The sequence below is a fragment of the Hymenobacter persicinus genome (assembly GCF_004167665.1).
In the GTDB taxonomy this organism is placed as follows: domain Bacteria; phylum Bacteroidota; class Bacteroidia; order Cytophagales; family Hymenobacteraceae; genus Hymenobacter; species Hymenobacter persicinus.
Genome location: NZ_SEWE01000001.1, coordinates 112,539 through 132,634 on the forward strand (window position 1 = coordinate 112,539; position 20,096 = coordinate 132,634).

Below are 20,096 nucleotides of genomic sequence, written 5' to 3' on the forward strand. Positions count from 1 at the left end.
CTTTCCGCAAGCGGACCCAAGGCCAACGGGTGGAGCAGTTGCGGCTGGTTCGCCCGTTGGCCTTCGCCACGAAAAAACGCCCCCGATGAAAAAGTCTGTTTTGTTTGCGTTTGCCCTGCTGCTGGCCGCCCTGGGCATCATCAGCTGCGGCAAGGATGGGAACGGCGACACGCCCGGCCCGGACGCCGCGGTGGACCGCAAGGCCCTGCTCACGCAATGGGCCGATAGCCTGGTAAAGCCGGGCTACCAGCGCTTCAACGACAAACTCGCGGTGCTGAAAGCCAAGACCACGGCCTTCACCGCGGCGCCGACGCCGGCCACGCTCGTGGACGCGCGCCAGGCCTGGCAGGCGGCCTACGTGGAGTGGCAGAAAGTCGAGTTGTTTGAGTTCGGCCCGGCCGAGCAGGTGAGCCTGCGCAACCACTTCAACATTTACCCGGCCGACGCGGCCGGCATTAACCGCAACATCACCGCCGGCACCTACGACTTCGAGCTGGCCACGGCCATTCCGCAGCAGGGCTTCCCGGCCCTGGACTACCTGCTCAACGGCGTGGCTGCGGGCGACGCGGCCATCGCGCAGCAGTATGCTTCCTCGGCCAACCACCGCCGCTACCTGACCGACGTGGTGGCCAAGATGGACCAGACGTTCGGTACCGTGTACAGCCAGTGGAACGGCTCCTACCGGGACACGTTCGTGGGCAACACCGGCACCGACGCCAGCTCCTCGCTCTCGCGGGTCATCAACGCGTACTCGCTTTATTTTGAGCGCTACCTGCGCGCGGGCAAGGTGGGCATTCCGGCCGGCACCATGACCGGCACGCCCCGCCCGGAAAAGATTGAAGCCTATTACCTGAAGGGCGCCCTGCCGCTGCAATTGGCCACCACGGCCCACGCCACGGTGCAGCAGTTTTTCAACGGCCGCCCGGGCCGGCCCTCGCTCAAGAGCTACCTCGATGCGCTCGGCGCCAAGGACAGCCGCACGAACCAGCCCCTGACCGGCATCATCAACGCGCAGTTCGGCGTTTCTGCCCAGCAGCTCAGTTCCCTGGGCCCGGACCTGTACGCCACCATGACGGCCCGCAACGCCGACGCGGTGGCTTCCTACAACGAGATGCAAAAAGCGGTTCGCCTGATTAAGGTGGATATGACCTCGGCGCTGGGCATCACGGTGACGTACGTCGACAACGACGGCGACTAATGGGGCAGGGGCTTCGGCGCTATCTGCAGGGCTACACGGCGGCCGCTCCACTGGCCACGTTCCGCGTGGCCATTGGCCTTTTAGTGCTGGCCAGCGTGGTGCGCTTCTGGGCCAAAGGCTGGATTGCGGAGCTGTACCTGAAGCCCAAGTTCTTCTTTTCCTACTACGGCTTCGAGTGGGTGCGGCCGCTGGGGCCCTACACCTACGCACTGTTCCTTTTCTGCGGGCTGTGCGCGCTGCTGGTGGCCCTGGGCTACTGGTACCGCTCGGCCGCGGCCGGCTTGTTTCTGAGCTTCACCTACATCGAGCTCATGGACAAAAGCACCTACCTGAACCACTACTACTTTGTGAGTTTGGTGGGGCTGCTGCTCGTGGTGCTGCCGGCCGGCCGCTATTTCGCCCTGGATACCTGGCGGCACCCCGCCCGCTGGCGCAGCGAGGTGCCGCGCTGGACGGTGGACGCGCTGCGCCTGCTCATGGGCATTGTGTACTGCTACGCCGGCCTGGCCAAGCTCAACTCCGACTGGCTGGTGCACGCCATGCCGCTGCGCATCTGGTTGCCGGCCAAAAATGATTTGTCCTTCATCGGCCCGCTGCTGGGCCAGGTGTGGGTGGCCTATGCTTTCAGCTGGTTTGGGGCCTTCTATGACCTGACCGTGCCCTTCTTCCTGCTGAACCGCCGCACCCGGCCCTGGGCCTACCTGACGGTGGTGGTGTTTCACGTGCTGACGGCCGTGCTGTTTCCCATCGGCATGTTTCCCTACGTGATGATGGTTGCGGCCCTGATTTTCTTTCCCGCCGAATGGCACGAGCGGGTGTTGCAGCGCCTGCGCCGGCTGCTTCGCTTGTCCCCAGCCTCGCACCAGGCGCCCAGGCCACTGGTGTATGGGCGGGCCACGCGCCAGCTGCTGCTCATCGGTCTGGGCGCCATTTTCGTGGTGCAGCTGCTGCTGCCCTTTCGCTACCTGCTCTACCCGCGCGAGCTGTTCTGGACCGAAGAGGGCTACCGCTTTTCGTGGCGGGTGATGCTCATGGAGAAGATGGGGCAGGTGCAGTTCAAGGTAGTGGACGGCGCGACCGGCCGGGCGCGACTCGTGAATAATTACGAGCACCTGAGCGTGTTGCAGGAAAAGATGATGAGCACCCAGCCCGACATGCTGGTGCAGTTTGCCCACTACCTGCGCGACTACTACGCCCGTCGCGGCGTGCGCAACCCCAAAGTGTACGCCGATGCCTACGTGAGCCTGAACGGGCGCCTGGGCAAAAGCTTTATTGACCCCACCGTGGACTTGGCCCGCGTCACCGACGACTGGCGGCCCAAACCCTGGATTTTACCTTTCGACGATGAGATTACCGGTTTATAGCGTGGCCCTGGTGGTGAGCGTGCTGACTTCGTTTACGGCCGTCGCTCAGCAGGCCGGCCTGCAGGGGCGGGTGCGCGAGGCCGGCACCAACCTGCCTGTGGCGGGCTGCGAGGTGTACGTGCGCGGCTCTCGCCAGATTGCCCGCACCGACTCGGCCGGCCTGTTTACCATCGCCCGCCTGCCGGCCGGGCGCCAGCAGCTGCAGCTTTCCTCCATCAGCCACGAGCCGCTCAAGACCGAAATTGACCTGCCGGCGGACGGCAGCATCGTAGACTTTACGCTGGCCCGCCGGGAGCGGCAGCTCAAGGAAGTAGTGGTGGCGGCGCCGCAGGGCCGCTTCGGGCCGCAGCGCCTGCGCGAGGTGGAGGGCACGGCCATCTTCGCGGCCAAGAAGTCCGATGTCATCGTGCCCGACAACCTGGTGGCCAACCTGGCCACCAACAACGCCCGGCAGGTGTATGCCCGGGTGGCGGGGCTCAACATCTGGGAAAGCGACCAGGGCGGCCTGCAGCTGAGCATCGGGGGCCGGGGCCTCGACCCCAACCGCACCAGCAACTTCAACGTGCGGCAAAACAACTACGACATCTCGGCCGACGCGCTGGGCTACCCCGAGAGCTACTACACGCCGCCCGTGGAGGCCATTAAGCGCATCCAGTTGGTGCGCGGGGCGGCCTCGCTGCAGTACGGCACCCAGTTCGGCGGCCTGCTCAACTTCGAGCTGCGCGCCCCCGAGCCCGACCAAACGGTGTCGGTGGTGTCGCGGCAGACGGTCGGCTCCTACGGGTTTTTCAATTCGTTCAACAGCGTGAGCGGCACGGTGAAGAAGCTCAGCTACTACGCCTTTGCCCAGTACAAGCGCGGCGACGGCTGGCGCCCGAATTCCCACTTCGACGCCAAAACGGCCTACGCCGACGTGCGCTACCAGTTCACGGAGAACTTCAAAGTTGGTGCTCAGGTCACCCACATGGACTACCTGGCTCAGCAGCCGGGCGGCCTGAGCGACGCGCAGTACGCGGCCGATGCCCGCCAGTCGAACCGGGAGCGGAACTGGTTTGCCGTGGACTGGAATCTGTTCAACCTCTCGGCCGACTGGAAGCTGACGCCCCAATCCAACCTCAACGTGCTGGGCTTCGGCCTGCGGGCCACGCGCAAGTCCCTGGGCTTTCGGCCCAACCAAGTGGCCCTGCCCGACAACGACACCTACCTGCGCGACCTCATCACCGGCGAGTTTCAGAACTACGGCGTGGAAGCCCGCTACCTGAACCGCTACGCCCTGGGCAGCGGCAGCAAAAGCGGCGTGCTGCTGCTCGGCGCCCGCTACTACCACGGCTATAACCACAGCGTGCAGGGCTTCGGTCCCGCGGGCCGCGGCGCCGACTTTCGCTTCGTGGGCCCGGAAGGCGTGACGTTTGCCAACGGCTTTTCGGACTTTGAGTTTCCCAACCAGAACGTGGCCGCTTTCGCCGAGAACATCTTCTACCTCAACGACCAGGTATCCGTCACGCCGGGGGTGCGCTACGAGTACATCCGCACCACCTCGCGGGGCTCCTACGGCACCGTGATTCGCGACAACGCCGGCAACATCGACGCCATTACCCAAACTAACGAGCAGCGCCTGAGCCCGCGCGGCTTCGTGCTGGGCGGCATCGGCATCAGCTACAAGCCGGTGGAGACGCGCGAGTTCTACGGCAACATCTCGCAGAACTACCGCTCCATCACCTTCTCGGACATGCGTATCGCCAACCCTTCGGCCGTCATCGACCCCAACCTGCAGGACGAGCGCGGCTTTTCGGCCGACCTGGGCCTGCGCGGGGAGCAGGGCCAGTGGTTGACCTACGACGTGAGTTTGTTTGCCCTGCAGTACGGCAACCGCATCGGCGAAGTGCAGACCTACGACGCCGCTGACCGGGTGCTGCGCCGCCGTAGCAACGTGGGCCGCGCCCTGATTCTGGGCGTGGAGTCCTACGCCGAAGTAGACCTGCTGCGCGCCCTGCGCCCCACGGTGGAGCCCGGCCGCTGGTCGGTGGCCACCTTCGGCAACCTGGCCCTGATTCGGGGCCGCTACACGCAAAGCGAAATCGTGGGAGTAAAAGGTAACCAGGTCGAGTTCGTGCCGGATGTGAACCTGAAAGCGGGGGCTCGCACAGGCTACGGCCCGTTCAAAGGCTCAATTCAGTTTACCCACCTCTCCAAGCAGTACTCGGATGCCACCAACGCCGAGCAGGGCGGCATCTCGGCCGTGGTGGGCCGCATCCCGGCGTACTCGGTGCTCGACGCTTCCGTGTCCTGGGAGCGGCGCTGGCTGAAGCTCGAAGGCAGCGTCAACAACCTGGCGGGCGCCGTGTACTTCACCCGCCGCGCCACCGGCTACCCTGGGCCGGGCATCCTGCCCTCCGACGGGCGCAGCTTCTTTCTGACGGCGGCCGTGAAGTGGTAGCCGGTATCTTTGCGCAGGTGCAAGCTCTTACGCGCATGGATGCAGTAGCCGCCCTGATAGACCGGGTGCTGCGGGCGTGGCCCCAATTGCGCGGCTACTTCCGCGGCCGTGACCTGATAACCGAAGCCGAACTGCTGGCCTTTTTTGCCACGGCCGTCCCGGAGGTAACGGCCGCCGGGTGGCCGGCCGTCCGGCAACGTTTAGTGTGCAGCCAGCTGCTGCACCAGGTGGCACCCGGCCGGCTCTCGTTTAAAAGCGCCCCGGCCGCCGATGCCCGTAAGCCGGTGCTGCCCCCCGAATGGCGGGCGCTGTGGCAGCAGCTGCAGACCGGGCTGGCGTTGCCGCCGGGTTGCCTGTGGTCTACCCGCTGGCTGCAGCCGTTTCTGCCCGACCTGCCCACTGTACTGGTGGTAGAAGTGCGCTGGGCGGAGCTCATCTGGGCTGAGCGCCTGCTGGCCTCTTCTTTCCAGCCGGACCCGGTGGTGGTACGGCCCTGGCAGCGGTTTTCTCCCGTGCGGCAGGTGCGGGGCATCCCCACGGCCCGCCCGGAAAAAATGCTCGTGGATGCCGCCCGGCTACCCGAGCTGGCGGCGGCTACTTCGGATGCGGCGCTTGCGGCGGCCCTGGCCGCGCTGCTTACCCGTCCTGGCTTTAACCAGCTGCTGCTGCTTCAGTACGCGGCCCGCTGCGGTACCGAACCCCGCTGGTCGGCGTTGCTGAATGCGGCCTTGAATCCGACTTGAGCGCGCCGCCGGTTTTTTGCGGCGCTGTGAAATACTGCTGCGGCTGGACCCGCTGCAAGCGGTGTTGTTGCCCTGCTTAGTCGTCCACCTTACGACCCAGTAACTTTCGCACCCCGTTGCGCAAGGCATAGAGTCGGGAGTTGACGTAGCACTCGTGGCAGTGGCTGAAGTTCCAGAAGCAATCCACCGTGTCCGTGACCAGGTGGAACAGCACGCCCACAGCAACGATTTGCGTGGCCGGCAACAGAAGCAGCAGCACGTACACCGGGATAACATAGAAAGAATGCAGCGGGTGATACCCCACGCTGCAGCGCATCGGGTCAAAGATGGGCTTGGCCAGCAGGTGGTCCAAGTCCATGAGCATCGTGGCGAGCATTATCAGGTAAGCGGTTTGCCACACTGCTGGAAAGAACACCAGCGCCAACACCACCGGAAAAAGAAAGTGCAGGCCATAATGCACCAGGCTTTGGGCGCTTAAAAATTTAGTTGGGGCTGGCGGTTGTTTCGCGCCAGGGGCCATCGGCCGCGTGGAACTGCTCGCGGTGTCCCCAATCGTTGCTTTTGGCGAGCTGCCATTCAGCTGGCTTGCCCGCTCCCTTTTCTCCTGGGTCGGGTATTCTAGTGTATCCGGGGCTTGGAGCGGCACGTCTGCCTTCACCCGTCTCTGCAGGGCAGTAGGGAACTGGTGGGCGGCACCGGCCGTCGCCGTATCGAAGCGCTGCACCGGCCGGGGGTGGTAGCCCCCCGCAGCGGGCGCAAACCTCGGGACGACCGCCGACGAACGGCAGCCAGCCAGTGCCAGGACCAGGCCGGCTGCGATATACCGGATGAAGACGAAAACGGGTAACGGCAGCATGTGGGCTCAGTACAAGGGCCAAAAAGGACGCGTAGCCCTGACAGCCTCCCCGGTGGTGCGCAGTGAAATCAAAAAGGCAGCCCCTGGGAGCTGCCTTTTTCGTTGCCTGGATAGGTTAGCGGTTGCGGGCCAGCCAATTCTGCAGCGCCGCAATTTCCTGGCGCTGGTCGGCAATGATGGCCTGGGCCAGGGACCGGGTTGTGTTCTGGCGCCCGTGCTGCAGCAGGGCCTCCGAGTTGTCGATGGCAGCCTGGTGGTGGTCCACCATGAGCTGGGCAAAGTCGTAATCCGGCCGCGCCGTCATGGTGCGCGCGTCGCTGGCGGCCATCATCCGGTCCATGTTGGTTTTCTGCAGCTGGTTGAACTGCGGCACCAGCGGCTGCGCGGGCTGGTGCCCACCCAGAAACGCGTTAAACTGCGTGATTTCGCCGCGCTGCTTGGTGATAATGTCCTGGGCCGTGGTTTTCATTTCCTGGTTGGTGCCCGTGCGCAGCTCTTCTTCGGCCATTTTGATGGCCGCCTCGTGGTGCAGCACCATCTGGGCGGCGTAGTCGTGGTCGGGGTCCTGGGTTTTGGCCTGCGCGTCCATCTGCGTCATCATGTCCATCATGATTTTCATGTAGACACTCTCGTGCTTCATGTCGTCCATGTCGTGGTCCTTTTTACAGGCCGTGAACAGAACACTGAAAACCAGCAGGGCGAAGAAGGGCAAACGCAATAAACGGTTCATGGGAACGACCTAAAACAGGGCAAGAAACTGACTGCCTGATAAACGCCGCACTACTGCCACTGGTTTGTATACCTTCCGACCAATTTGCTTGTAAGATTTCCAGCCCTACCGCCGGGCTTTGCGTCATCGCTCCAGCTGCGGAGCAACCTCTTGGCTCACCTGGCTGTGCCGGGCTGCCGCCTGCCGCTCAGCCCGGTCGCTGCCGTGCTCGACTACGTGGTTGCCTACCTGCCGGCCCGCGGCATCGAGTGCCTGACTCACCTGGGCTATTTCGGGCTGGTCGATGCGGTACGACACCTTCATTTCCGAGTGCCGAATGCCTTCCGCATCCACGGTGCTTTGCACTTCGCCGGCTTTCGCGCCGCTGGCGGTGAGGGCTGCCTGCACGGCCTCGGCCTGGCCCCGCTCACCGGGGGAGCTGGCCGGCTCGTCCACCCGGATGATTACCAGCTTCTCGCTGCCCGGGGCACTGGGCCCCGCCGCGGGCATGTCACCCGTGGTGGCCTCGACACCGGGCTTAACGGCCACGTCCAAGCTACGGTCCCGGTTGTGGGGCTGGATGGCCGCGGCTTCAGCCGCCAGTTGCCGGGCCGCGCGGTCCGCCTCGGGCTCCACGACGCTAACGCCCGCATACTGCGCCTTTCCGGCCGCGGCGCGGGCAGTGGTGTTGGTTACGATGGCGTGGATGATGGCAATGTCGGGCTGGTCGTTGCGGTAGGTCATGTCGAATTCCGCCCGGCGGATGCCTTGCTCATCCACGGTGCTGCGCACCTGGCTGGTTTGCATGGAATAGCCGGAATTATCCAGAATGGCTTTCCAGGCCTCCGCCCGGCCGGTCGTATTGGGTTCCAACTCATCCACTGTCCAAGTCGCTGTTTTGGCCTCAGTAGGCGAAGCCGTGGGCAAGCGGACGCCCGCGGCAGCCTCCGCGTAGCGGGCCCTCTCGCGTAAGTCCTCCCGCTCGGCTTCGTCGACTTTGCGGCCCGCCGGCGGGGGGTTGTCGTGGATATACTCCTTCAGCAGCACCAAGCCAGCGTCTTTGGCGTGCACAAACTGCGCGGTGTGCTCCGCCGCTTCCTGCTCGCTGCGGTAGGAGCGGGCAGGGCGCTGCTCAGCTTCTGCCGCAGTGGCCCCCAGGACAGTCTGAAAGTGTGTGTCGTCCTGTTCCCGCCCCTGCTGCGCTTCCGGGCTGCTCTCCTGCTCGCGACGGGCCTGGCGCTCAGCCTCCCGCTGCTCCCGCTCCTGGCGCTGGGCTTCGGCCAGCCGCTGCTGGCGCTCCGATTCCTGCTGCTGCTCCTCGCGCTGGGCCGCCGCGCGAATCTGCTCCGCGCTCAGCCCTTGCGCCGTGTACTCCAGCTCCTTGTTGAAGTCCTTGGCCAGCGGGTAGTCCACCCGCAGAAAGGCCTCCTGTTGGCGCTCGGCCGCGGGCCGCAGCTGCTCGCGCTGCCGGTAGAGCTCCTGGGCCACCACCTCCAGCTGGGCCGTGTCGGCGCGGGCCACGGTCAGGCGCACGATGGTGGCCTGCTCGGTGCTGCGCTGCACTTCCACGGCCAGCGAAGGGCCGTCCTGCTGCGTCTGGTTGATTTTTTCCACCCGCTCGCTGAGCTGCTGCACCTGGCCGGCACCCTGCTCGGCCGAGTCGTGGTGAAACGTCACCTTCAGGCTGGTGTGGTACTTGTCGCTGGTGGCGTGCCACTCGACCGGCCGGGAGGCCTCGCGGTAGGCTTCCTGCTCGGCCACGGGCACCAAGGGGCGGGCCGGCTGCAGTTCGTTGAGGTAATTGATGTTGAACTGCCGGCCGCCGGCGTCGCGGTCATTGGCCAATACGACCTCCTGAGGCTGCTGCTTGTCAATGACCCGCTGAATCAGGGCTACCTGGGCCTCGGTGGGCGTGCCGCTGGTGGCAATGTAGAGCGTGTTCTTGGGGTCCTGCCCGTGCCTGAGCTGGAAGTGGGACAGCGAGTCGATGGCTGATTCGCTCACCACCACGCGCTCCACCGGCGTGTCCTTACCGGCGGTGGGGTGCGACACCCAGATGCCGTTTTTGGGCAGCGGCAGCAGGCTTTTGTAGTGCTCGTTCTTCTGCTCCACGCTGGCCAGCCCGTGCTCGTTGTAGAGCGGGAAGGCCGTGTTCTTGTGCTCGTTCTGCTGCGCCGTGAAGATGCGTCCCTGGAAGGCGGGGCTGTCGAGCGTGGCATCGGTAATGCCGCGCCCGTGCAGGTAGCTGCGGTCGGTGAGTTCTTTCTTGACGCCCAGCACCTCGGAAATCAGCCGCGTGCGTCGCTCTTCCTCGGCCTGCCGGGCCTGCTCCGGGTCGCCCACGGGCAGGCCATTCAGCCGCGCGGAGTCGGGCGGGGTGGCGTACTGAGTAGGATACTGGCGGGCCGGAGCCGGTGCGCCGTCGAGGTACTCGCGCAGCTGCTGGCGCACCTGGCCCAGGTTGAGGCCGTGGCCGTCGCCGCCCCGGGTCTTGGCAAAGTCGATGATGGAGCCCGCGTCGCGGTCGTCGCCGGTGTTCAGGTACACCTGGTGGTCGCCCTTGCGGGTGACGATGACGTGCTCGTCGTCCTTGACCAGGTGGTGCCAGTCGCCGCGGCGGCTTTCCTTCTTGATGGTGTAGCCTTGGCGCTGGGCGTAGTCAACCAGGTCGATGTCGCGCTTGAAGCGGTCGAGTTCGGTGGGGTCGTTTTCCCGGGGTGCGTTCATGGGGTGGGCTGGGGAAGTGGAGCCGGACAGCTCCATCTCCTTGCCAGCACCCGGCGGCCGGGCCCCAAGCAGGAAAGCTATCCGGGGTTAGGGGGTGGACGGCGAACTAGCGGCCCGCTGCGCGGCCGCGTCGAAGAAGGCCAGCTGCTCGCGGAATTGGGCTAGTAGCTCGCTACTGCCGAACACGTACTGGTTGGCGCCGCTGCCGATGTCGATGCGCACGATTTCCGTGGGCACGCCCAGCGCGCGCAGCACCCGTTGCACGAGGCGCGGCTCGTCGCGCTTGAGCTTGCCGTTCTTCAGGTTGACGACGTTGGTATAAGTCAGGCCATGCTGGGCACAAAAAGCGGTTAACTCGCCCTGGGGAAGGGCCTTAAGACGAAACTGAACGTAGCGCAGGCACTCGGTGTAGGGCGCGGACAGGCTAAGGTCAGGAAACCCCAACGGGGCGGAAACGTGGTCGGATGGTACCATGCGAAGAAGGGCACACTGCTGGGGCAGTGGGGGTGAAGTATCGGAGCGATACCCCAAAGGACGCATATCGGGCTTAGAAGCCGCAACGCTATCGGGGAAAAACTCAAATCTTCTACCTCCCACCGGCCTCGTCGCCGAAACCGGCAGGCTGCTGCTTCGCTGGTAGGCGCTACATACGGCCAAGTATTTTTTAAGTTTTCACTAACTTTTTACTAACACTATCGCGCTTCCTGCCGTAAGGGGCCGGTATGCGTTCCGGAATACTCTTATTGGCGGTGATACTGGCCCTGGGCGCCCTGGCGGCGCTGCTGTGGTGGCGCTTCAAGGGCCCCGGCAAGCCCGTTGCGCCAGTGGCCGCGCTGGCGACCCGGAACCACCATTCGCTGCGCACCTTCCACTACGAAACTGCCGCGGCCGCCCAAGCCGCCGAGAAAGCTGCTACCACCGACGTCGGAGAAGCCCTGGCCCGTCTGCTTCCCAAAGAAGACCTGGCCGTTCCAGAATCTGTGCAATCTGCCGAAGAAGCGGCAGCAGCAGTTGTGGTCGACAGTTCGGAACCGCTTTTGGAAGAGCCGGAAGAAGCCACGCAGGATGTGCCCGCAGAAGATGCCCCCCGCCCGTCCTCCATTCGCCACGCAGCCGGCGCGTTGGCATCCCTGCTCGATGCGCAGGAAGGTGCTGCCACGCCCCTCGCGCCAACTCCAGAGCCAACAGCGGAAGCGGACGAGGAACCGGCCGAGGCCCTCTTCCACAATCCCCTCACCGCGCCGGCCCCGACGGCCAACGACCAGGCCAACCGCGCCGCCGAAATCGCCCTGCGCCAGCAGCGCCGCGCCCGCATGAGCGCGGATGCCGCCGCCCAGCGTGCCGCACTCAGCAGCCTGTTTCCCGGCGCCGGCAGCCCCATCCCCACCGCCAAGCCCTCTTAACTGCCACACCTGCTTTTCGGGGAGATAAGCACCCTGTTTCCACCTATTACCCCTTTCTATGCTAACTCACTTCTTTTCCCGGGCCCGTACCCACGCCGCAACGGCCACTGAAACCCTGCACTCGCTGGCGGCTGCCGGCCACACCTACCAGCCCTCTAAAGCCGAGCAGCGCGTCGCGGCCCTGCTGACTACCCTGGCCCTGGCTACCAGCCCGGCCCGCGCCCAGTTGGGCGGCGGGGGTGCCGCGGCCGCGCTCGAAGGCGTGCAGGAAACCGTGGTGGGCATCGTGCAGGTCATTTTCGCTATCGTGCTCATCGTGGGCCTGATTCGCGTGGTGATGAAGTTCGTGCAGGGCGCCCCGGATGCGCTGGGCTCCCTGGGCTGGCTGGTAGGCGGCGTGATTCTCTGGTTCGGCTTCCAGCTCTTCAAGGACGATTTGGTCAGCGCCGTGGGCGGGGGCGACGGAGGCGTACGCTAAGCTCGCCATGCGCTCCTACAAATCCATCGAGCGGCCCGCGCAGGTGCTGGGCATGAACATCCAGGACCTGGGCATCATGGTCGGCCTGTTCATCGGCTCGGTGCTGCTGCTGGGCTTCCTGGGCATGGCCGTCAGGATTCCGCGCCTGGTGTACCTGCTCGTTATCCTCGTCGAGCTGGGCCTGATTCTGGGCCTGCGCTACCTGAGCAAGCGGCAGGCGCCCGGCTTTCTGATGGGCTGGCTCTCCTTCACCTTCATCCAGCCCCGCCGCCTGGCGGTGGGGCCCCTTCCCACTCCTTCCACCCATGACCAAAAAGCCCAAAACGGCCGCGTTTAAGGCCGTGATGCCCGTGCACAGCTTCGAGGGCGACAAGGTGGTCTTCAAGGACGGCCGCGTCGCGGTGGGCTTCCGCGTGGAGCCCGCCGAGATGGAAAGCTGGACCTCGGACGACTACGACGCCTTCCAGACCGCACTGGTGGGCGTGCTGCGCCCCCTGCCGGTGGGCACCATCGTGCAGAAAACCGATGTCTACTACGACCGGCCCTACCGCGAGGACAAAACCCAGCAGACCTACTTCGAGAACAAGATGAACAAGCACTTCTTCGAGCGGCTCGTGCTGTTCCAGAAGTCCTACCTGTTCCTCTCGTTTGCGCCGGTGGCCGTCAAGTCGCCCAAGACCAACGCCGTGAATGCGCTGGTGGCCCGCGCCGGCGAGGCCGTGCTTAAGAACCCCTTTGCCCAGCTGGTGCACACGCTCGAAGTGGCCGAGAGCGGCGCCGTCGAATTCATTCAGGGCCTCAAGAACCTGGGCGGCGTGACCTTCGAGCGGCTGCAAAGCGAAGAGATTCACCAGCTCTACCTGCAGTACTTCAACCTCAACTTCGACGGCCAGCCCACCCGGCAGGAGCGCGAAATCGGCAACGACCTGGGCACCTTCAGCGTGGGCGAGCACAAGGTAAATGTCCTGTCGATGGTGGGTCAGGGCTCCGACGCCTACCCGGCCGTGCGCAACAGCTACGGGGTAACCGCCCCGATGCTCTACCCGCTTACTCACATCCTGCAGTGCCCGCACGTGCTCACCCAGGCGCTGCTGATTCAGGATACCCGCGCCGAGCTCAGCTCGCTGGATACCGACCGCAAGCTCAACGCCTCGCTCTCGTTTCTGGCCACGCAGGACAACCACCTGCGGGCGGCTGAAGTCGAGGAGTTCACCGCCGAGGTGCGAGCCGAGAACAAGCAGATTGTGGGCCTGCACCTCTCGTGCGTGCTCTGGGACACGAACGATACCAGCCGGCGCGAGAACGTGGAGCGGGCCACGGCCGCCTTTCGCTACATGTTCGGCACGGAAAGCGTGGTGGAAAGCTACCTGGCCCTGCCCGTATTCTTCGGCCTGCTGCCCGGCAACGCCTGGCAGGTGCCGGACCGCTGGCTGACGAGCACCGCCGACCGCGGCGCCTGCTATACCCACTGGACGGCCACCTACAAAACCGACCCGGTGGGGGAGTACCTGACCGACCGGTTCCGCAACCTAGTGCAGGTAAACCTGTTCAACACAGCTCTGGACAACCAGAATGCCATTGTCATCGGCCCTTCGGGCTCGGGGAAGAGCTACACCTTCGGCAACTTGATTGTGCAGCGCTTCGAGAAGGGCGCCCGCCAGATTATCATGGACGTGGGCGGCACCTACCGCAACGTGCTGCAGTCGCTTAACGGCGAGGATTTCGACAATACCTACTTCGAGTACGACCCGCAGCGGCCCATTGAGTTCAACCCCTTCGTGGTGCCGCGCGACGCGGCGGGCAAGTGGCTCTACAACGACGAAAAAACCAACTTTCACCTGGCTTTGCTCGCCGCGCTCTGGAAGGGCGGCAAGGACACGGCGCTCGACAAGTCCGAGCGTACCATCCTCTCGCGCTTTCTGATTGAGTACTACGCCTGCCTGAACGAGAGCCCGCGCCTGAACCAGAAAGACGAGGAATTTCCCGGCATGGAAAGCTTCTACCGCTTCGTTGAGCAGTACGACCAGGAAATGCAGAAGCCCGTGGCCCAGCCCGGCGACGGCGTGGAGCCCGACCCGCTGGACGGGGCCCGCCGTCAGTACCAGAAAAACCTGAAGTACATCGACATGCACCAGTTTTTCCTGGTGCTGGGCCAGTACATCACCGGCGGCCGCTACGAGCGGGTGCTCAACGCCAAGCGCGACGTGGATTTGAGCGAGTACCGGCTCATCTGCTTTGACCTGGCCAAGGTGCAGGCCGACCCCGACCTCTACCCCGTGGTGGCCATGCTCATCACTGAGTTGAGCCTGGACCTGTTCCGCAAATTCCCCGACGACATCAAGTACATCGCCCTGGACGAGGCCTGGACCATGCTCTCGGGCGTGCTGTCGGAATTCATCGAGTCGATGTACCGCACCATCCGCAAAACCAACGGCTCGGTGACCATCATCACCCAGGGCATCACCGAGATTACCGGCAGCAAAATCGGGCCGGCCATCATCAACAACTCGGCCACCAAGATTATCCTGCGCCACGTCAACCCCGACTCGCTGGCGCAGCTGCAGGCTCCGCTGGGCCTGACCGGCCACGAGATGGATTTGATTAAGTCGGTGCGCTCGACCGAGGCGCTGCGGGAGTTCTTCATCAAGCAAGGCGCCAAGGGCAAGGTCTTCGCCCTGGAGGCCTCCCCCCAGCTCGATGCCATCCTGACCTCCAAGCCCGTGGAGCGCAACCACCTCAACAAGCTGGTGAAGTTCTACCAGCAGACCCAGCAGCGGCCCCGGACGGATAAAAACGGCCATGTACTGCTGAACGCGGAGGGGCAGATGGAGTACGAGCCGGTGCGCGTGCAGCGCCTGGACTACGCCGTCGACCAGTTTGTGGAAGATAAGCAGGCCCGCAAAGGGTCTTTGGCGCAATGAGTATGCTGGCCATGGTTGCCTACGGCATCGACCCGGGCTTTCTGCGGGCCTGCGACCAGACCCTGCAGGTAGTGCTCACCGCCTGCCGCTTCATCACGCCCTCGCTGATGGGCATTGCGCTGCTCTACACCATCGGGCGCGGCTTTATCTCCGGCAGCGGCCTGGCCATGGACTGGGGGCCCATCATTAAGGCCACCTGGATATTCTTCCTGCTCTTCTTCTACCAGACGCTGATGGACACGCTGGGAGCGGGGCTGGCCGCTTTCACGGCCATGTTCTCCACCGACAAGTCAGCGGCTGAAGCCATTCGCGACCTGACCACGCCGGCGTCGGTAGCGGCCGCGGCCCGCAACGACTCCATGGGCATTGGCGACATCGTGGCGGGCGCCAGCTCGCTGATGACCAGCATTTCCCAGACCCTGAGCTCGTTCACGCTCTCGGGCATTCTGACGCGGCTGTTTACGGCCACTGCCGTGCTCATTATCCGCCACATCATGCAGTTCATCCAGCAGTTCATTCTGGGCTTTCTGTACGTGTGCGGGCCGATTGCCATGACGCTGTCGGTGATTCCGGCCTTCGGGCAGCTGGCCATGAAGTGGCTGCAGAACTTCCTGGCCGTGCAGCTCTGGGGGCTCACGTTCGTGCTACTCGACACCATCTACGGCTTCTATGCCGAGACGGCCCAGGCGCCCAACGGCCTGTTCAGCGGCCTGACCAACGGCCCGCAGCAGTCGGTGGACGACGAGAAATTCATGGTCATGTCCGTGGCCTTCGTACTGCTCTACGTGATGGTACCCTACCTCACGTCGATGTTCATCGGCTCCTCCGCCGTGCAGGGCTTCGTGGGCTCCATGGTCGGGTCGGCCGTGGGCGCCGCTACCGCTGTCGCCGGCGTGGCCTCGCCCGGCGGCGGGGGCCTGTCGAGTGCCGTAGGCCGGGCGATGGGCAATGGTGGCAGCCGCGGCGGGGGAGGTGGTCACAGCTCATCGGTTGGGGGAGGAGGTAGCGCCGGCAGCAGTGAAGCCAGTGAATCCGCTTCGTCCTCGGCTTCCTCGGGCCTGCCCACCATCACCATGTCGGAAGCCCTGAACCCTTCCTACCGCCAGCGGGCCTCGGGCATCTGGACCAAATAACCCATTCCTCTGACTCCCTATTCATGAAGAACCTTCCCTTATTAGTCGCCACGGGCTTTACGCTGGGTCTGACTGCAGCTTGTCAATCCAACCCCACGCCGCCGGAAACAGCAACTATTCAAGAAACGGCCGCCGCCACAAAGCCGGCAACAAACCTTCCTGCTTCACTGCCCCTTACGTCAGTGGACCTCAAGCCTGGCGTAGCCGAGCAGACGCCCCGCGAGGGCTACCTGCAGGTCGTTTCCGCCAAGGCCCTCAAAGCCGAGCCCATGCAGTTGCGGCTGCCGGCTATGTGGCAATCGGACCCGGACCGAGCCGACACCAGAAAAGAGGCGCCGGGCTACCGCATTTCCTACGAGGCCGTGCTGCAGTGGATACCCCAGGGCTTCGGTCGCCAGAAGGTGCCGGCCACTATGCCGCTCTACTCGCCCAACGGCCGGGACACCCTGTCCTCCTTCCGGGTCGGGGGCCTCAACCTGAATGTGCCCGGCCGGGAGCGGTACTCGGTCACGCCCATCGCACCCCGCAAGCCGCTGACCGTGCGCGGCACGCTCTACGCCTTTCTGGGCCAGAACGAGCAGAAGCAGCCCGCCCTGGTGGTCTACCCCTACCGCGGCCGGGCCGGCGGGTTCGATGACTCCTTCAAAAAGGTATTGCTGCCCATCAGCCAGTAGGGGCGGTTGGGAGAAAACGCACCATTTACCTCAACCAGACTTTCAATCAATGGATTCCGCCAAAGACTTAAGTACCTCTTTCTCCACCATGCGCAACCTGGCGCTGGGCAGCGTGCTGGCCCTGCTGCTCGTGGCCCTGGCCTCGGGCTTTCTCGTGTACCGGGCCTACGAAAACAGCGGCCGACGCGTGTACGTCGTCTCGCAAACCGGCTCGGTGGCGGCCCTCTCGGCCGGCAACGACGCCCACACGCCCTACGAGGCCCGCAACCTGGTGCGCCAGTTCATGCAAACCATGTTCGGCCACGACCAATACACCTACAAGGCCAACCTGGACGCCGCCCTGCCCCTGATTGAGGGGCGCGGCGGCCGGCGCATTTACGAGGGCTTCACCCGCGGGCAGGTGCTGCAGAACTACGAGCGCTACGCTGCCCGCAACGTGGTAACCGTGGACAGTGTGCTCGTGGACATGAGCAAGCGCCCCTGGTCGGGCTCGGTCTACATCAAGCAGCGCATTTTCATCGGGGGCCAGCAGAAGGAGCCCCTGCCGCTGGCCGCCAAGTTCAACCTGGTGGAAACCAACCGCTCGGACGCCAACCCCTACGGGCTGCTCATCACCAACTTCGACTACATCCCCTACGCGCCGCAGCTGACGCGGGAAGAGCAGGAGCTGCTGCAGGCTCAGGAAGCTGACCGCCAGCGCCGCCTGCAGGAAGCTGAGCGCGGCCTAGCCCCGGCCGGCGCGCCCACGGCGCCGGCTGCCCCCGCCCCAATCCCGGCACCCACCACTCCGGCTAACTAACCTTTTATCCCTTTCACCGATGCGCCTTTACACGCTTACAGCCCTTTTGGGCCTGCTTTCCCTGTTTTTTCAGCCTGCGCCGGCAGCCGCGCAAAGCTCTACCTCCCCGGCCGCTGCTGTGGTGGCAGCCGATAACCTGCTGGACGTGGCCGTGTCCGACTCCTCCACTACCTACCTGGTTTTCGGCGGGCCGGTGTCGCTGGTCGACGTGGGCATGGCAGGTAACTACCTGGTCAAGATTGAGGCCAACGCCGTGTTTGTGCGGGCCAAGCGTAAGCACGCGCCGCCTACGCCCATGCTGATTCGCTACGGCTCGAAGTACTGGATGGGCCGGCTCGTGTACGTGAACCGCCCGGTGCTGCAGCTCTACGATTTTCAAAAAGACGGCGCGCTGAGCATCAACGGCAAAAGCGCCCCCTCCACGGGCGCCGCGCCGGAAAACGAACTGGCCCTGGACAAGGAGCGGGAAAAGAAAGCCGTCGTCGAGGGCAAGCTCCAGACGCTGCGCAAAGCCCGCGAGGAGCACCAGGCCGTGGCCGTGGTCGACAACGATTTGGTGCTCTCGCTGGCCAACGTGCGCAACGACAAGGATTTCACCTACCTGCGCTTCAAGGTCATCAACAAGACCAACATCGACTACAACGTGGACTTCACCGACTTCCAGCTGGTGGAAAACGCGCAGAAGAAGTTTCTGGCCCGCAAAAAAAACGAGGCCCGGCGCCCGCTGGCCCCTTCCGGCGGGGGGGCCAACCAAGTCATTACCGGCCGCACCACGGGCTACCTGACCTACGCCATCCCGCTGTACGCGGCCACCGAGCGCGGCTACCTGGAAGTGACCCTGCGCGAACTCAACGGCGCCCGCGTGCTGGTGCTGCCCGTGCCCTCCCGCGTGATTAACCGTGCGTCCACCATTTAACGCTGCTCGCCTGTTTCTATGGAACCCATCATTCCCCCTACCCAACCCGTAGCCCCGGTTGCCCGCCCCGAAAATGAGCAGTCCGCTCCGGCTACCGCGCCCGTCAAGCGTACCCCTACGGAAGTCCTGCGCTCCAACTGGATGGCCTTTGCTGGTCTGCTGCTGGTGCTCATTATCGGCGGCCTGTTTTTGTGGCTTAAATCGGCTAAAGAAGCCGCCCAGCAGGAGCGCGAGCCCGTCGCGGCGGCCTCGGCCAACATCGAGCCCGAAATCCCTTCTGTGGAAACGGCCCCGCCGGCACCGGCTGCTTCGCCTTCGGCCCAGATAGAAGCCCAGCGCCGCGCCGAACAGGACGCTCAAAGCGCCCCGGCCCGGGCCACGGACCAGGATGTCGTGGACGTATTCGCCGTTGATACCACCGGCCTAGCGCTACGCAAGCGGCGCCGGGCCCAGGCTGCTGGTCAAGCTGCTGCCCGCCGTGCCGAAGCCGCCCGCCTGGCTGCGGCCGACGTGGATACGATTGAAACCACCATTCAGGACCCTGCCACGGGCTCCTACCGGGCGCAAACCCTGGTGGTACCGCGCCGGCGCCTCACGGCGGGCGGGGGAGGTAGCCGCCGGGCGGGCACCGGTCGAAGCGGGCGCGGCTTGGTGCCTGCGCGGGACGTGGACGGTACCCCGTTTGAAACCGACCCGGACGTGCTGGCCATGCTGGGCTCCTCGCCGCCGGAAACCCGTGCGGCCTACGAGCGCATGACCGGCAAGCGCTACCGCGACCCCAACCAGACCGCGCAGCTACTGGCCAACCGGGTGAATGCTCCCGGCATGGATGGGTTCAACACGGTGAAGGTGGGTAACGCCACCCGCATGATGGCCCAGGGCAGCCAGCGCGAGCAGCAGCTGGCCCCGGACGTGTTTTTCAAGTGCGTTATCAACGGTGAGCAGAAGGTGCGCACCGGCTCGGTGGTCATCCTGCGCCTGCTGGAGGATGCCGTGGTGTCCGGGGTCACCTTTCCCAAGAACATGGTCTTTGCCGGCGTGGCCACCGTGGGCACCAACAACGTGACGCTCGAAGTTAACCGCCTGGGTCCGACGCGGGTGCAGGCCGACATCTACGACTTCAACTACATGCCGGGCATCATGATTGACCCGGTGAAGCGCGTGGCCCGGGAAGCCGGCATGGCCGGCAACGAGCTGCAGCAGCAGACCACCCAGGAAATCAGCACGGCCATCGACCGCTCGGCTTCGGCGGCCAAGTCCGTGGTGGGCGTGGGCGGCCGGGTGGCCGCCTCGGTGCTGTCGCGGCCCAAGACCCGCACCAAGCTGCGCGACGTGCTGCTGCCCGATGGCTACCCCATCCTGATTACCACCGCGGCCGCCGGCCAGCTGGGCCCGGAAGCCGCGAACCGTTAACCTTTTCTTTTCACCTAACCGGATACGACGATGAAAAAGATGCTTTTGCCGGCCTTCGTGGCCCTGGCGCTGGTTCTGATTCCGCGTGCTGACGCCGCGGCGCAAGCCGTGGTGAACGACCCGCTGCACATGGGCGTGCACATCGGCGACTTCGCCAAGCGCCTCGCTCAGTGGACCGAAACAGTCAAAAATTACCAGGTTATCAAGGACGCCAAGCAGATTGCTGGCGTCACCAAGGACATCACCGGGCAGGTCAAGGACATTACCGACGAGACCCTGCAGCTGCAGCGCCAGGTGCAGGCCGACCTGCGCAAGGTGCAGAGCA

At 64.7% G+C, this 20,096-nt stretch carries 18 protein-coding genes; 14 read left to right on the top strand and 4 right to left on the bottom strand.

What is annotated here, in order from left to right:
- Positions 1 to 85: 85 nt before the first annotated feature.
- The 4 genes from EWM57_RS00530 to EWM57_RS00545 are packed head-to-tail and all read left to right on the top strand — an operon-like array spanning position 86 to position 5,742.
- The gene (locus EWM57_RS00530) at positions 86 to 1,198 is read left to right on the top strand and encodes an imelysin family protein (protein ID WP_129919180.1); all 1,113 of its coding nucleotides are present in this window, start codon (positions 86 to 88) and stop codon (positions 1,196 to 1,198) included.
- Positions 1,198 to 2,562, top strand: a complete 1,365-nt coding sequence (locus tag EWM57_RS00535) for an HTTM domain-containing protein (protein ID WP_129919181.1) — start codon at positions 1,198 to 1,200, stop codon at positions 2,560 to 2,562. Before EWM57_RS00530 ends, EWM57_RS00535 begins: the two co-directional genes overlap by 1 nt.
- Positions 2,543 to 4,999 carry a TonB-dependent receptor gene (locus EWM57_RS00540; RefSeq protein WP_129919182.1) on the top strand — a complete coding sequence of 819 codons (2,457 nt, stop codon included), beginning with the start codon at positions 2,543 to 2,545 and terminating at the stop codon, positions 4,997 to 4,999. Before EWM57_RS00535 ends, EWM57_RS00540 begins: the two co-directional genes overlap by 20 nt.
- A gap of 35 nt (positions 5,000 to 5,034) precedes the next feature.
- The gene (locus tag EWM57_RS00545; RefSeq protein ID WP_129919183.1) at positions 5,035 to 5,742 is read left to right on the top strand and encodes a DUF6577 family protein; all 708 of its coding nucleotides are present in this window, start codon (positions 5,035 to 5,037) and stop codon (positions 5,740 to 5,742) included.
- Between the two features lie 76 nt (positions 5,743 to 5,818).
- On the opposite strand, the gene EWM57_RS21365 is transcribed toward EWM57_RS00545, so the two are convergent.
- From EWM57_RS21365 to EWM57_RS00565, 4 genes are all read right to left on the bottom strand, one after another.
- Positions 5,819 to 6,598 (bottom strand): DUF6122 family protein, encoded by a 780-nt coding sequence (locus EWM57_RS21365; protein ID WP_207218256.1) that lies wholly within the window; start codon positions 6,596 to 6,598, stop codon positions 5,819 to 5,821.
- A 115-nt stretch (positions 6,599 to 6,713) separates the two neighbouring features.
- Positions 6,714 to 7,328 (bottom strand): DUF305 domain-containing protein, encoded by a 615-nt coding sequence (locus EWM57_RS00555; RefSeq protein WP_129919184.1) that lies wholly within the window; start codon positions 7,326 to 7,328, stop codon positions 6,714 to 6,716.
- A 123-nt stretch (positions 7,329 to 7,451) separates the two neighbouring features.
- Entirely contained in the window at positions 7,452 to 10,034 is a 2,583-nt protein-coding gene (locus EWM57_RS00560; RefSeq protein ID WP_129919185.1) for a toprim domain-containing protein, read from the bottom strand.
- 87 nt (positions 10,035 to 10,121) lie between these two features.
- A complete protein-coding gene (locus EWM57_RS00565) occupies positions 10,122 to 10,508 on the bottom strand; it encodes a hypothetical protein (RefSeq protein ID WP_129919186.1) in 387 nt (128 codons plus the stop codon).
- 248 nt (positions 10,509 to 10,756) lie between these two features.
- Here EWM57_RS00565 and EWM57_RS00570 point away from each other — a divergent pair, with 248 nt between their 5' ends.
- The 10 genes from EWM57_RS00570 to EWM57_RS00615 form a co-directional block, all read left to right on the top strand.
- Positions 10,757 to 11,437 carry a hypothetical protein gene (locus EWM57_RS00570; protein ID WP_129919187.1) on the top strand — a complete coding sequence of 227 codons (681 nt, stop codon included), beginning with the start codon at positions 10,757 to 10,759 and terminating at the stop codon, positions 11,435 to 11,437.
- Between the two features lie 58 nt (positions 11,438 to 11,495).
- Positions 11,496 to 11,915: a hypothetical protein gene (locus EWM57_RS00575; RefSeq protein WP_129919188.1), complete on the top strand. Its 420-nt coding sequence runs from the start codon at positions 11,496 to 11,498 to the stop codon at positions 11,913 to 11,915.
- Between the two features lie 7 nt (positions 11,916 to 11,922).
- Positions 11,923 to 12,252 (top strand): hypothetical protein, encoded by a 330-nt coding sequence (locus tag EWM57_RS00580; protein ID WP_129919189.1) that lies wholly within the window; start codon positions 11,923 to 11,925, stop codon positions 12,250 to 12,252.
- The gene (locus EWM57_RS00585; protein ID WP_129919190.1) at positions 12,221 to 14,836 is read left to right on the top strand and encodes a TraG/VirB4 family ATPase; all 2,616 of its coding nucleotides are present in this window, start codon (positions 12,221 to 12,223) and stop codon (positions 14,834 to 14,836) included. Before EWM57_RS00580 ends, EWM57_RS00585 begins: the two co-directional genes overlap by 32 nt.
- A 2-nt stretch (positions 14,837 to 14,838) precedes the next feature.
- Entirely contained in the window at positions 14,839 to 15,969 is a 1,131-nt protein-coding gene (locus EWM57_RS00590) for a conjugal transfer protein TraG N-terminal domain-containing protein (protein ID WP_165370364.1), read from the top strand.
- Positions 15,970 to 16,151: 182 nt separating this feature from the next.
- Entirely contained in the window at positions 16,152 to 16,643 is a 492-nt protein-coding gene (locus EWM57_RS00595) for a hypothetical protein (RefSeq protein ID WP_129919192.1), read from the top strand.
- A 49-nt stretch (positions 16,644 to 16,692) separates the two neighbouring features.
- Positions 16,693 to 17,442 (top strand): conjugal transfer protein TraK, encoded by a 750-nt coding sequence (locus tag EWM57_RS00600; RefSeq protein WP_129919193.1) that lies wholly within the window; start codon positions 16,693 to 16,695, stop codon positions 17,440 to 17,442.
- 118 nt (positions 17,443 to 17,560) lie between these two features.
- Positions 17,561 to 18,358: a DUF4138 domain-containing protein gene (locus EWM57_RS00605; protein WP_165370365.1), complete on the top strand. Its 798-nt coding sequence runs from the start codon at positions 17,561 to 17,563 to the stop codon at positions 18,356 to 18,358.
- Between the two features lie 18 nt (positions 18,359 to 18,376).
- Positions 18,377 to 19,771, top strand: coding sequence for a conjugative transposon protein TraM (traM, locus tag EWM57_RS00610; protein ID WP_129919195.1), 1,395 nt, complete (start codon positions 18,377 to 18,379; stop codon positions 19,769 to 19,771).
- Between the two features lie 30 nt (positions 19,772 to 19,801).
- Positions 19,802 to 20,096, top strand: a 295-nt coding sequence (locus EWM57_RS00615) for a hypothetical protein (RefSeq protein WP_207218257.1), incomplete at its 3' end; no start/stop codon positions are given.

Excerpts from the sequence above, each read along its gene's own strand:
- EWM57_RS00560 (WP_129919185.1), bottom strand. The coding sequence starts at position 10,034 with ATGAACGCACCCCGGGAAAACGACCCCACCGAACTCGACCGCTTCAAG.
- traM (WP_129919195.1), top strand. The coding sequence starts at position 18,377 with ATGGAACCCATCATTCCCCCTACCCAACCCGTAGCCCCGGTTGCCCGC.
- EWM57_RS00590 (WP_165370364.1), top strand. The coding sequence starts at position 14,839 with ATGCTGGCCATGGTTGCCTACGGCATCGACCCGGGCTTTCTGCGGGCC.
- EWM57_RS00565 (WP_129919186.1), bottom strand. The coding sequence starts at position 10,508 with ATGGTACCATCCGACCACGTTTCCGCCCCGTTGGGGTTTCCTGACCTT.
- EWM57_RS00535 (WP_129919181.1), top strand. The coding sequence starts at position 1,198 with ATGGGGCAGGGGCTTCGGCGCTATCTGCAGGGCTACACGGCGGCCGCT.
- EWM57_RS00580 (WP_129919189.1), top strand. The coding sequence starts at position 11,923 with ATGCGCTCCTACAAATCCATCGAGCGGCCCGCGCAGGTGCTGGGCATG.
- EWM57_RS21365 (WP_207218256.1), bottom strand. The coding sequence starts at position 6,598 with ATGCTGCCGTTACCCGTTTTCGTCTTCATCCGGTATATCGCAGCCGGC.
- EWM57_RS00530 (WP_129919180.1), top strand. The coding sequence starts at position 86 with ATGAAAAAGTCTGTTTTGTTTGCGTTTGCCCTGCTGCTGGCCGCCCTG.
- EWM57_RS00600 (WP_129919193.1), top strand. The coding sequence starts at position 16,693 with ATGGATTCCGCCAAAGACTTAAGTACCTCTTTCTCCACCATGCGCAAC.
- EWM57_RS00545 (WP_129919183.1), top strand. The coding sequence starts at position 5,035 with ATGGATGCAGTAGCCGCCCTGATAGACCGGGTGCTGCGGGCGTGGCCC.
- EWM57_RS00575 (WP_129919188.1), top strand. The coding sequence starts at position 11,496 with ATGCTAACTCACTTCTTTTCCCGGGCCCGTACCCACGCCGCAACGGCC.
- EWM57_RS00555 (WP_129919184.1), bottom strand. The coding sequence starts at position 7,328 with ATGAACCGTTTATTGCGTTTGCCCTTCTTCGCCCTGCTGGTTTTCAGT.
- EWM57_RS00585 (WP_129919190.1), top strand. The coding sequence starts at position 12,221 with ATGACCAAAAAGCCCAAAACGGCCGCGTTTAAGGCCGTGATGCCCGTG.
- EWM57_RS00570 (WP_129919187.1), top strand. The coding sequence starts at position 10,757 with ATGCGTTCCGGAATACTCTTATTGGCGGTGATACTGGCCCTGGGCGCC.
- EWM57_RS00540 (WP_129919182.1), top strand. The coding sequence starts at position 2,543 with ATGAGATTACCGGTTTATAGCGTGGCCCTGGTGGTGAGCGTGCTGACT.